We start from the raw sequence: 12,927 nt of genomic DNA on the forward strand, positions 1-12,927 counted from the left end.
ATGGGCAGCGCCCAGACAACGCGCCGCTGCACCTCGACAACCTCGTCGCCGATCGGCAGGCGCTGCAAAACCGACTGGCGAGGCTTTGATTTTGGATTTTCGAAACGACACTTTCGCCGGCAGAAGCAACTGCTTGACTAGACCCGCCCAGGTGAATGGCGGCACGGCGTCGCGCGGCCCTTGAGAGCGCAAGCGACGCCTCTGCTGCTTCACTCTTGAGGTGTGAGGAAGACAAGAGCGGTTCAAATCCCGCTCGCCCTCTATCTAGCAATACCCAGTTGATTGGCTGACCGCGGTAGCGACGAAATCGATTCATCGATCGCTGCCCTACACCATCGCATCGGGACCATCATTGCAGAGGAGAGGTCAATAATATTGACCTATCCGTCGTCCGTGGCAGTGTCTGGATGACGCATCAAGCTGCGCTGGCAATGGCGGCGGCCCCGTATCACCTTCGTTTTTTATTTCCTGGATCGATATCGTCGGCATTCACAAGCGATGGCAGCGCCAAAAACAAAAGGCAGTACGGGGCATTTCTTCACCTGCGCTGCTCAGCAGATTGATCGATTGGACGGCTACAGCTCGGCTCCCGTTGCACATTCGGACGCGTTAGCGGTGGAAGCCGGTGTCCGTGAAGTCTTGATTCTGGCAAGATCGGCGAGGCGCTCAAAGGAAGAGAAATTCGTAAACTGTAGTCCCGGGTCGTTTGAATCGATATATTCCCAGCTCGGCTGACCCGTACATAGGATTAGCCGCGAGCCGGGCTCCATCCAATCTTTCGCGATATGAGAAACGAAGTCGATTTATGGCTGATCGATGTAGCCGGTGAGTTGAATGTCCGCACCCTGGAACATAGAGGGTTCGGGCAAAAAGCTTATTCTAGCAAAGGTAGCCCAGCAAACGCTTGCGTTTCGGCGAGCACCGCCAGGAATGGCGCCCTGCCCGCGGGGAGGAAGTACGCGAGCAGGGCGTGCCGCACAAAGGCCGGTTGGGTCATGCAACAGCACAGCGGCGGCAGAAACCGATTAGCGGACCTTCTTGACGACAGCCTGACGTCAAGCGTCTGGTGCGTGAAAAAATGGTGCCTCGCAACGAAGGGCTATGGCGGCACTTCTAAACAGAGAGAGCAATCGAGGGGAGGTCACGCTTGCGATGGCAAGCGCCTCAAGCGCAGCAACATACTCTGCCGGCAACGGGAAGCACCCCTGGCGGATGTTATGCTGTGGGCTTCAAAAGTCATATGAGGCAGTCTGGAACGAAAATCGGAGGTCGAGCCGACGGACTCAGAAATGGCAGTCATCGAAGCGACTGATACCGTTCTTCGGATCACACGCCCCAATATAGGCCAGCACGGTGGCTGAACCAGAATACCTGATTCGGTCTTTGTCGTCGTCATCCTGATAGGGCATCATCAGGATGCGGACGCGGCTCGCCTTTGCTCCTTTCCAGCAGCTTGGAGAAGCTGCCGGTGGACGTAAAGCACCATCGGCATCGCGTAGCTAATTGGCGTACTTTGGCGTGTAAATCGGCGGGACCCACCGAGCGCCTAAGGCTGCCAGTCTTGGTCAGCAACGATCTTATAGGTTCGCTTCGTTCCCAAGATATCTTGCTTGGGGACTGCGCTGCTTGGCGCGGTTCACTTACGTCACGGCGAGGGGCCTGCAGGACTTTGGCCTTGACACGCCGCGCGGTCTGCCAGGCGATCGAAGCCGCCGCCTGCTAAGCAAGGACAAGCTGCTCTCGGTAAACATCATGCCGGCGTTCGCTGGCGACGACGAAGGGGAGGACCAGAAATTGGGCAGCTAAAGGTTGATGCATTCGTGTGAGTGCACGAGCCTGTCGGCTATGTCTGATCCCCAAAGGCAGGTGTCTTTACGATGGGCGGCGCTGAAAAGGCGTTCTTCTTTGAAGAGGCAGCTTTTATCGGTGATCGAGATCCTGCAACAACGAGGCGGCCACAGCCTCCTCGGCGATGGCCACGCGCCGTTCTTGCATGGCGAGCGTTAGCGCCCCATCCCATGATGCTTCAACCGGGTTCCCTGCGAGCGAGTGGGTTGGGCTCGGTGCCTGCCGGACGGCGGCAAGATAGTCAGCGGCGCCGAAACGCCATGGCTGTGCGCCGTGGCTACGCACGACGTGGTTGCCGATGCGCAATCCGGGCCAGTCGAAATCGCCGTGATAGCAGAGCCGTGCCTCGGCTTGCGCCAACTGGGACAGGAGGCATCGTTGTGCGGCGGCTGGCATGCCGTCGGTGCAGACCAGGGGCGCGCAGCCGGCGCCCAGCCGATCCGCGGCGATGGCGAGCAGGTTGGGATTTTCGCACACATACACTTTGCGGTCCGCCACATCCCATGGAAGCGGCGAGCGCAGCAACGACCGCAGCGATGCGAAGGCCGGCTCTCCCGCGGGCCAGCGGTTGCTTTCGGCCTTGCGTACCGGCAGGTTGAGGAAGAGCGCCGGACGCGCCAGTTCGTTGACCAGAACGCCTGCGCTGGCCCAAATGTCGCGCACCCGCTCAGCGCCGCCGGCCAAGTCCCCATCGAGCTGGTCTTTCAACTCCAGCTGCGTGTCGTCGCCTGCATTGGCAACCGGCGAGGTCGCCAGACGCCAGACTGCCAGCACGAGCGCCGCCGCTGCCCGGCCATTGTCGAGCGCATGCGCGTCTCCCAGCACGTCGGCGGCGAGCTGCGAGCGCGTGATGCCGTTTGCAGGCAGATGCCGCAGCACTTCTTCGGCGCGACGACAAAGCTGCGCCGCCGCTTCCGGATCCTGCCGGGCGAGCCGCTTGATGAGGCCGATGCCCGTCGGCGTCCGCAGCAAGCCAGCCAGGCGGGGATCGCCGCAGCCGTCGATCACGCCGCTCCAAAATGCCTGCATCCGCAAGCGAGTCCCGGCGAGATGCAGGATGGGGCCGTCGAGCTTTTCCAGAGCGTCGCGCAAGGAAGGGGCGATGCCGGCGTGCTGCAAAGCGGTATCGACGCTGCGAACGTCGATCCGCAAAGATTTCGAGCGGCGCTGCGGGAGGCCGAGCAGGGAGGCCAGCGCCGCGTGTTCCTCCGCGCCGAGTTCGCTGATGCGAATGTGGTCGACGGTGTCGAGCGGCGCGCGCTCGAAGCGTTGGCGCAGCCGCCTGCGCAGAGAAGCGAGGTGGTCGCCGCCAAGCAGGCGCTGAAGGCGGGCATCGGCCTTGTCGCTCATGCCGGCGCAAATCGGCGATCGGGATCGGCCTCCAGCGTCTTCTGACGTCCGTCCCAGGTCCACCGCGACACGAACACGGCGTCGATGCCTTCGCGCCGCTGCAACTGGCATATGGCGACGCCGGGCAGCTCGGCATAACAGGCCCACTCGCGCTCACTGGTGATGACGAAGTCGAGATCGAACCTGCGGATCAACCCCATGCAGTGCGCACGCGCGGTATCGTCGATACCGGCGAACGCTTCGTCGAGCAACATCAGCCGCGGGGCGAGCGCATAGCTGCCCTGATTGTAGAAGCTGGCGACCGCGGCGAACAGTGGCACGGTGAGGCCAAGCGCCCGTTCGCCGCTCGACGCCGGGCCGGAAAGCTTGCCCCAATGCCCCTGCTGCCAGCGTTCGACGCGGAAGCGATGCCAATGGCGATAGTCGAGCGCGCGGGCGAGCTGGTCGAGCAGGGTGCCGCCATCCTTTCCGCCGATCGAATCGGCGCGCTCCCGCTCGGCGGAGATGCGCTGCTGCAGCATGGCGCCGACAACGCTGCGGTCGTCCGCCGACCAGAGGTCAGCGCTGGTGTTGAGCAGCCGCTTGTGAGCCACGTCAAGGCCGATGGGCGCGCCTTCCTCTTCGGCCAGCGGCTGCCATACCAACCGGTAGCGCACGCCGGTGGAGGTAGGACGCTTGTGCAGTTCCTGGTTGATGGCGTCGACCTGCCGTTCGGCGGCCTGCAGCAGCCGCTGGATTTCCGAGGCGATCTCAGCCTGCAGATGGTTCTCCAGAACGGCCCGTTCATTGGCGGTGAGCAGTTCGCCGCGCTGGACGATCTCTTCGGCGAGGTGCATGGTGAGGCGATCCGGCCGTTCGCGCCGGTTCTGATAGATAATGTTCACGCCTAAGCCCCAGTCATTATGATCGCCCTGGACCTGGTGGCCGAGCGCGCCCAGCGCGCGCTGCAATTCGGTGAGCTCCTCGGATATCTGCCGTTGCACGCGTGCCCATGCCTCGTCGTCGTCCTTGAGGCCGGACAGTTCCTGTTCCGCTTTCCGGGCCAGCGTGAGCGCCGGATCGATCGTCCACGGGTTGTCCATATCGGGCAGGTCGACTTGCGGCAGTGCTGCCGACAAGAGGCCGGTGCCTGCGAACTGCTGCAATCTGCTGATCGCCTGGGCGCGCGCCTCGCCGCGCTGCTGCAAGACCGTATTCGCGGTCTCCGCCTGCTGGCCGGCGACAGCTCGCGTCTCGCCCGCATTGCGCAGCGCCTCATCGGCGCGCTTTCGCACAGTCTCGCCAGCTTCGACCGCACGGCGGGCGTCGGCCAACTGCCGCTGCAGCTCCTCCACCTTGGCGCCCACCGTTTCGCGCAGCACATCGAGCCGGGCGGAGGCGTCCTCGGCTTCGATACGGGCCGCGGCGAGGTCTTCCTCGCGCTGCCGCACGTCGCCGCGCGCCTCATCCTCGCGGGCGCGCTGCCGTTGCCACTCGGGCAGCGCCAGACGCATCTCGTGGGCGGCTTGCCCGAGCCGGACCTGCGCATCGCGATAATGCTCTAGCGCGGTCTCGACGGCGGGCAGTGCGTCGGGCGGTTCCGGCAGGCGCAGGTCCCCGGCGTCCGCCGCGAGCTGGTCGCGAACGGTCTTGAGCGCCTGTTCAGCCTCGCGGCACTTTATGTCGGCTTCGGCCAGCTTTTCACCGGCAAGTCGGGCTTCGCGGGTAGAGGCTGCGGCCGCCAGATGGGCGCTGCGCAGCACTTCGTCGGCCGGCGCCCGCCGCAATTCATCGTCGGCCTGGTCGCGATCCAGCGCGAGCCGCGCGGCCATGGCTTGCGCTGCCGCCAGTTCGGCTGAAAGCTGCACCACGCGCTCCGCAATCTCGGCCAGCCGCCGCGCGCGGGCCGCGGCGCGGGCGGCATGTCCGATGAAGACCGCCTCCGGCTTGCCCCAGGCGCCGGACAGGGCGCCGAGCCGGAAGCGACCGTCCGTAGCGATCCAGGCTTCGCTGTCGACAATGTCGTCGTCCGCGCAGGCGATACCGGACAGCGCTCGCTCGACGATGTCATCCGGCACATTGCAGCCGGCCGGCACGGTGGCATGCAGCCAGTCGGCAAGCGACGGTGAACGGCTTGGTCGTTCCAGCACCTGCGTATCGTACAACAGCACGCCGTCGTCGCCGGCCTGGAGGCGGCCGTCGGGCGATATCCAGGCATCGAGCAACCCGGCGGCTTCGAGCGCCGCTTCGAGACCGGCGCGCTGCGCGGCCGTCGCCTTATCGCGAAAGTCCACCACCTGCCAAAATGGCGCACCCTGACGGGCTTCCCGGCCGGATGCCTCGCGCGTGTGGGGCAGGCCCGGCGCGATATCGTCGCCGGCCTGCAGGCGCCTGTCTTCGTCTTCCAGGGCCTCGCGCTCGGTCTCCAGCGCCTGGCGCCGGCCGTCGAGCGTCACGAGGCGTTCGGTCAGCGAGAACCTGGCCGTTTGATGCGCCGACTGCAGGAGGTGTCGGGCAGGGTTATCGCCTTGCAACGCCACCGCCCATTCCGCGAGGCCAGTCAGGGATGCGGATCTGTCGTCGGGATCGACTTGCAGCTGCTTCAACCCGATGAAATGGCGATCCCAGCTTTCCACCAGGCTCCGGCCCTGCCGGTCGACTTCGGCATCGGCTTGCGTGCGGCGCTCGGCAGCTTCGTTGGCCTCGAGACGCCGTTCGTCCTGGATTTCGCGCCGCCGCGCATAGTTCGCCTTGGCCTCATCGACTTCGGCTTGGCGGCGGCGCAGCAAGGCGATCTGCTCGCGCCGGCTGGCAACGAGGCTGCGAAGCCCGGCGCATGCCTTGTCGAAGGCGTTCGGCGTCAGCTCGACCAGTGCGGGAACCTCGAATGCGGCGAGCGGGTTTTCGGCGTGCTGGCCAGCAATGCCCGCCGCATCGGCGTGGCACACGCTTTCTCGGCGCAGTTCGGTCAATGCGCGTTCCGCGTGCTCCATGCGGCGTGCGGTGCGCCCGGTTTCCTCGATGCTGAGCCCGAGCCGCCGGTCTCCTTCCTTGAGAGCCGGGGCGGCCTTGTCCATCGCTTGCCGCCGCGCTGCCGCATCCCTTTCGGCGCTTTCCAGACGGTTGGCGTCCTGCATCGTCGGGTCGGAGCGCAAGGTGTCGAGCCGTGCACGTCCGCGCGTGAGAGCGATCTCGGCATCGTCATGAGCGTTCTGCGCGAGCGCTTCGCGCGTCTGTGCTTCATCGAACCGGGTCTGGGCTTCGCCGCGCGCCCGGCTGGCATTGTCGAACTCGGTCTGGGCCTGCCGCAGCAGCCGAGCCTGGCGGCGGGTCTGTGTGCCGGCATAGACGCGATACCGCTCTTCGAAGTGGCCGACCGCCTTGGCCAACGCCTGATACTCTTCGAGCTGGCGGCGGTCCTCTTCCAACTGGCCGAGCGCCTCGGCGACGTCGCCGAGCAGTTCGGGCGCAAGCGGTGGCAAAGCCTCGGTCAGCGCATTCGAGAGGGCGGTTTCGTCGGGCTTTCTGGAGAGCTGCGGCTGGCGAAGCTGGATCAGCGTATCCATCAATGCCTCGTAGCGCCTGGGGCCGAGATGGAACAGCCGCTCGTCGACGGCACGGCGGTAGCTAGCGGCGGTCTCGAACAGCTGGCCGCGACCTTCGAGGGCATCGCGTAGACGTTCCCTGGTCAGCACCACCCGTTGGGCGCTCGTCAGCCACAAATCTTGGTTGATGCGCGGCGCGTCGTGCGCGTCCTCGATCAGGAAGAACCAGCTGTCGACCTGCGGACGGGCAGCCGTCGCCGACAGGCCGACGCCGAGCGACAGATAGCGCGGCGCACCGTCTTCGGCGATGCGGCCGAACTCGATCCACGCATAGCCCATGCGCCGGGGGTAGTTGTTCATCAGCAGGTTCCAGGCCATCTTCTTGCCGCCGTCCCCGTCGGGCTCGACGCGCGAGGACTTGAGCTGCGCGTCGAGAAGGAGCGGCAGCGTTAGCGACAGCACTTTGGACTTGCCGGTGCCGTTGTTGCCGCGCAACAGCAGATGGCCGTCGCGGAACCAGAATTCCTCGCTGTCGTAGTGAAACAGCTCGACCAGGCCGAGCCGCAGGGGCTGCCAGCGTTCCCGCATCGGCACCGGCAAAACGGGCTTTCCCGGCTGTGCGGCGGTCAGGATGAGGCCGTCGTTCATGTCAGTCCGAACAGGGGACCGGCGGCAATGGCCGGACCGTCCCGGGTTTCACGGATTCGCGCCTCGCCCAACGCGAAGCGGGCGAGCGCGGGGAGCGGATAGACGGTGCCGTCTTTCAACAATGCGAGCTGCAGCTTTTCCAGTCGTTCGATCGCGATGGCGGCGAGTTCGCGTTCGGCGCCCGGCTCGCGCGCCGATTTGCGCCAGTAGCGACCGTAGCTTGTTCTGGCTTCGCGCAGGAAATCGGCAATATCGTGTTCCCGGATGCCCCGGACGGGTTCCGGCGCTACGTCGGCGCCATTCGATTTTTGCTGCCGTTGGCCTGCGGCCAGATGCTCGGCTACAAGCAGCGTCACGTGCGCGTCGGTGCCTTCGGCGGGCATGGCGACGTCGGTCAGTAGTCCCGCCTCGTCGACCAGCGCAAGCCCCTCGGCGCGTTGCTCCGCGACGAGGCCGGCGGCGTCGCACAGGCGGGCGGCCATGGTCCCGCGCTGATTGAGGAAATAGGCCCTGGCTTCTGGATCCAACGTCTGGATATAGACCACCGGGTCGTCGAGGAGCCGCCGCGCGAGCTGGTGGCGCAGGGCCGTGCGCCGGCCTTCTTCGCTGTCCGCTACATGCCCATCAACCAGCGCACGCAGCCGTTCTTCCAGCGTGCTAGGGGTCTCTTCCGGCGCCCATGTCGACGGGCCTCGTACGGCTGCAAGCATACCGGCCAGCATGCGTCGCTGCACGTCGTAGAGTGCGTCGGCCTGTTCGCCTCCGGCCTGCACGAATGTTTCCTCGTCGCCGGCCACACGGTGCAGCACTCCCAGGCCGAGCAAGGTGCGGCATACCGATACGAGCTCGCGCCGCTCGTGCTGGGCCTCAAGGGTGAAGGTGAAGTCGAGCCCCGGCTCGGCGGCGAGATCCAGCAGCCTCTCGCCCAGCAGGCGCAGCGTGATCTGCGGGTCGGCGCGCTCGAGCACCGCGCAGGCGAGACACAGCAATACGTAGCGGCGGCGATCGTAGCCGGGCAGGCCGCGCATGGTGTCGCTCACGGTTCCGGGACGCTTGTAGAGGCGCGCCCCCTCACGCTCGACCTGCAAAATCCAGCCCGTCTCGCGCGAAAACCACTCCCGCAACGCTTCGGCCTGGCGGCGCACGGCGGCAAAATCCTCATGCACGGGGCTCATCAATGGCGTCATCAGCAGGGCGCGCAGACAGGCACGAAACTCTTCGCGCTGGAAGCGCTGTTGCTGCTGGCTGATGCTGCGGCTGTCCCCGGAAATGTCGCGCGCCGCTTTCACAAGCCGCCTCGCAGGGGGGTGATGGTGATCAGGTGGTCGCGCCCGGCAAACACGCCTCGCGGCGTATCGATCCTGGCATAACTGTCGGCGGCAAGCGGCTTCAGGTGAATATGCAGCAAGCCGTCGCCTGTCTGCCGTTCCACGGGCACCTCCGGTCCTGCCTGTTCGCTCAACGCTTCTCCGAGAAGCCCCAGGAACAGGCCGAAGGCAGGCGTGTCGAGTTCGCCCAGGTCCGAAAGACGCGCGGTCTGGCCGGTGGCGAGGCGCTTGCGCGCCGCCTCGACCTGTAGCGATTCCTCGGCGAGCTGTTGCTTCAGAAACGCGCGCTCTTCGGCGCGGTCCCGCACCCGCGGCAACGGTCCGCGCGGGGCGGCCTCGCCATATTCGCGCAGGCGCGGATGGATCCTGAGCGGCTCGGCGTCGGCCCAGGAGGTGCTGGCCGGCAGTTCGGCGTCGGCATCGGCGTTGAGCGAGAAGTGCCGTGCCGGATTAAGGGCGAAGGCAGCCCGCGCCAGCCGGTGCGCCTCGCCATCGTCGGCACAATCGGCGAACCAGTCGGCGAGCGTGCGGAAGTCGGCCGAACGATCGCTGCGGCCGCTGCGGCGCTCGTTGAGCGCGGCGATCGCGGCCAGCAGTTGCGGGATCGCCGAGCGTGCCCGCGCCCGCAGCAGTTCGGCTTGCGGCGGCTCGTGGCCGGTGCTGAGAAACCAGCCGCGTAGCCCTTTCCAGCGTTCCTCCCAGCTTTGCAGGTAACGGTCTCGCGCATCGGCCTGATCCTGCGCATTGCCGGGAGCCGCGTCTCGCGATTCGCGCTCGGCCACCTGCCCCAAAAGGGCGTCCACCCCAGGCTCCAGGGCGAGGATAAGGCGCGCGATCGTGTCGGAGCGGCGTACCAGATCGCCCATGAAGCGCTCCAGATAGTCAATCAGTCGTTTCTTGTAGTTTGCGACCGCCCCAGCGTCGGCTTGCTGCAACTCGATGCTGCGCGCGACGCCCGCCATGAATGCCTGCGCGTTTTCGGCCAGACCCTCGAAGACGCGCACCAGATCCCGCAATGTCTCATGGATCTTGGCCACGTCAGGCTCGGCCTCGCCAGCCAGAGCTTCAAGCGCCAGCAGCCGGCTCGCTATGTCTTCGAGCGCCACCGTCTGCAATTCGGCACGGCGCTGCAATGTCTGCACGAACACCGCCAGCGCCGATTCCACCGCCTCGCCACCCTGCGAGAGACGGTAGAGAAAGCGCGCGCGATAGAAGTCGCTGAGGCTGGAAACCCGCGCGGTGTCCGGATGCGATTCGAGATTGCCCCATTCCGCAAGCTGGGCGAGCACCGCGTTGACCTCCTCGGTGCGGGGCGGTCCATTCGGCCACCGGGCCTCGGCGAGCACTTCGTCGGGCCGCAATTGCAAGCGATATTGCCGCTTTGCCGCTGCGAAGACGTCCATGATGCAGCGGTAGAATGCAGCCTTCTCGGCGCTCACGTGACGAAATAGATCCGCCGGGTCATCCGCAATGTGCTTAGGCAATCTCTGCATCCCCAACCCACTTCGAAATGATTTCGCTTTGTTCTCGCGTCCCGTCAAGACGGCGTGTTGATCGTTGAGCACATGCGCCTATCGTAACTTCAACTTTGAACTAATGTTACCTTCTACGCTCTCGCCGGCCGGGTTCCGCGGGGGCGAACGTCAAGGCCGGGAGCAAGCTTGCGATCCGGCTGATCCAATCGGCGGTTTCCCCGGTCACGTCATCGCGTAGGAACTCGGACGGGTTGCTTATCGCACTCCGGAAGTCGCGCAGTCGATCAGGATCTTCTTCGACATCATGCGGGTGTGAGACAGTGTCTGGTGCCCGGAAAGGCGAGTCTTGTTCGGGTCAAGGTAAAAGGGTGACAGGGTCGTCCACGATTACGCCGTGCCCCAGACACCACGATATCGTCCATCGTCAGTGCACGTCGAACCTCTCCCTCGAGCCCTGTTTTCGAGTGCCCTGCAAAGAACATAGCGCAGCAAGGGTTCAAAATGGCAACGCCCCGGCCTTGTTTCCAACAGTATGCATCAGGAATGGCTTGCACAGCTCCCAGTGACCAAGTGGGGCCAGAGGAAGGTCCCGGCGACAGCTCGGCATCCACCAGGCAACCGCGATGCCCGCTTCCGCCGAGCCGCTAAACGGCGGTTGCGGCCTGCGAATAGGCCCGCCACTGTGGTGTGCGTCTTCGGCGGCGACGGGGGCTGTCCAAGGTCGAGAGAGCCGCCGCTCCCGCGATCAAGTTCAGATTTCCGGCTAAGCTGATTGACCTAGCGCAAAGACACCGTGGAGCGCAGCGGCTAGGACAATGCTGATCTGAGGAAGGAACAGCGATCATTGCAGAACTCAATCCTGACAAAATATGCCGAGGCTGGCCCGCCTTGGTACACCATCTATCCGGCTGCTCCGCAGTTCTCCCCAGAGATCGGCGCCCAGGCTTGTGAGGAATGGCTGAGGGGCCTGCCGGCTGGCGAGCCCGTGTCGCTCTATCTCCATATTCCGTTCTGCCGCTCAATGTGCTGGTATTGCGGCTTCCCCACCACTGTCACTCGGCGGGATGCGCCGATCCTCGATTATCTGGCGGTTCTGCGTGAGGAGATCCGATTGGTCGCGGAGCAAGCAACGCAGGCTCTGCCCGTGAGCGACGTGCACTTGGGCGGCGGAACGCCGACCCTCATCGGACCTACGGAGTTCCTCGCCCTAATGGAGCTCTTGCGCCACTGTTTCGCGTTCACGAGAACGGCGATGATCGCCATTGAGATCGACCCGCGCACGTTCACGGCCGAGATGGCCGAAGCCCTCGGGGCAGCCGGCGTGGCCCGCGCAAGCCTCGGCGTGCAGAGCTTCGATCCCATTGTTCAAAAAGCAATCAATCGGCTCCAGAGTGAGGAGCAGACCGCAACTGCTGTCGAAAACTTGCGCCGGCACGGAGTAAGCAGCATCAATTTCGACCTTGTCTACGGTCTTCCCAATCAGACAGTGCAGTCTTGCGTCCGGACCGCGGCGGAGGTGGTCGCCATGCGCCCCGACCGGCTTGCCGTATTTGGCTACGCGCACGTTCCGTCGTTCAAGAAAAACCAGCGCCTGATCGACGAGGCAGCGCTGCCGGACATCGCTGCCCGCGCGGAACAGGCTGCGGCCGTGGCGGAGACGCTGGTTGCGGCAGGCTACCGCCAGATTGGGCTTGACCATTTCGCCTTGCCGGATGACCGGCTCACGCTGGTGCAGGAAGCTGGTCGCTTACGGCGTAACTCCTTGGGCTATTCGGCCGACACTCGCAAAACTCTGATCGGCTTCGGTGCCTCGGCCATGGGCCGTCTCGGCGATGGTTATGTGCAGAACGAAGTTGCGACCAGCTCCTACAGCCGTCACATCAAAGCTGGTCGCCTGGCGACTTCAAAGGGCTACCGTCTCACCGACGAAGACCGGGTCCGAGCGGCAATCATCGAGAGGCTGATGTGCGATTTGGAGGCCGACGTGCCGGCGATCTGTGCCGCCCACGGATTTGATCCGATCCCTCTTCTAAATTCAGCTGGACGTTTGGCGATGCTCGCCAACGACGGGATAGTGGACATCGAAAACGGTTGCATCCGCGTGAGGCAGGAGCACCGCTTTGTGGTGCGCGCTGTTGCTGCTGCATTCGATGCGTATCTCGATCGCTCACGCTGTTAGCCGGCGAGATCGTCTTCCTTCGATTGAGTATCTCAGTGGGTTTGCAGGCTTTTGTTGGCGATCCGTATCTGATCAAAGTTCATCAGCGCGCGGCAGGACGTGTCGCTTGGCACTTAATTGTATGAATGCGTCAGTTTGGTTCAGGATTGGCATTTAATTGTGAGAATCTTGATCGTCAGATTCTCAAATTAACTCTAAACCTGCGCGCTCGGGCTATCATGTTATCGTGTTCTCGGCGGAGTCAGTGAATCTGACCGTGTTGTCACCCATCATGTGACCACGCGGAATTCGGAGCATCTCCGGCCCTGCACGCTCGACGATGACGACCCCTGCCAGCAGAGCCGGTCGCAGGTGAAGCGGGAGGATCGGCGTTGCAGGTGTGGGCGGATTCTCCGTAAGCGTAGAGGGGACCCCATCTGGCGCCGTTTGAAGGGATTGGCCAGACATAGAGACACCGAAACGAAGGGGGTGAGGAGCTCACGGTGTCAACTTCCATGCCTGCGTCTATGAACGATGATAGAAATTTCCATGTCATCGAGGCGGTTCCCGACCGTCTCGAGGTCAGCCCGCCGCGA

At 64.4% G+C, this 12,927-nt stretch carries 5 protein-coding genes; 1 reads left to right on the plus strand and 4 read right to left on the minus strand.

The annotated features are described in order from the left end of the window. Positions 1–1,920 precede the first annotated feature (1,920 nt). Genes ACWGS9_RS32435 through ACWGS9_RS32450 form a run of 4 tightly spaced genes read right to left on the minus strand, consistent with a single transcriptional unit; the run spans position 1,921 to position 10,137 of the window. On the minus strand, positions 1,921–3,198 hold the full coding sequence (locus ACWGS9_RS32435) for a TIGR02679 family protein (RefSeq protein WP_454509061.1): 1,278 nt from the start codon (positions 3,196–3,198) through the stop codon (positions 1,921–1,923). Next, the gene (locus ACWGS9_RS32440; RefSeq protein WP_454509062.1) at positions 3,195–7,370 is read right to left on the minus strand and encodes a TIGR02680 family protein; all 4,176 of its coding nucleotides are present in this window, start codon (positions 7,368–7,370) and stop codon (positions 3,195–3,197) included. The genes ACWGS9_RS32435 and ACWGS9_RS32440 overlap by 4 nt, the downstream gene beginning before the upstream one ends. Then, on the minus strand, positions 7,367–8,659 hold the full coding sequence (locus ACWGS9_RS32445; protein ID WP_454509063.1) for a TIGR02678 family protein: 1,293 nt from the start codon (positions 8,657–8,659) through the stop codon (positions 7,367–7,369). The genes ACWGS9_RS32440 and ACWGS9_RS32445 overlap by 4 nt, the downstream gene beginning before the upstream one ends. After that, positions 8,656–10,137: a TIGR02677 family protein gene (locus ACWGS9_RS32450; RefSeq protein WP_454509064.1), complete on the minus strand. Its 1,482-nt coding sequence runs from the start codon at positions 10,135–10,137 to the stop codon at positions 8,656–8,658. The genes ACWGS9_RS32445 and ACWGS9_RS32450 overlap by 4 nt, the downstream gene beginning before the upstream one ends. Before the next feature lie 880 nt (positions 10,138–11,017). Between ACWGS9_RS32450 and hemN the strand changes: the two genes are divergently transcribed. Continuing rightward, complete coding sequence (gene hemN / locus ACWGS9_RS32455; RefSeq protein WP_454509065.1) at positions 11,018–12,352, plus strand: oxygen-independent coproporphyrinogen III oxidase; 1,335 nt, start codon at positions 11,018–11,020, stop codon at positions 12,350–12,352. The last annotated feature ends 575 nt before the right edge of the window (positions 12,353–12,927 follow it).

This window comes from Mesorhizobium sp. Arg314 (assembly GCF_053714275.1).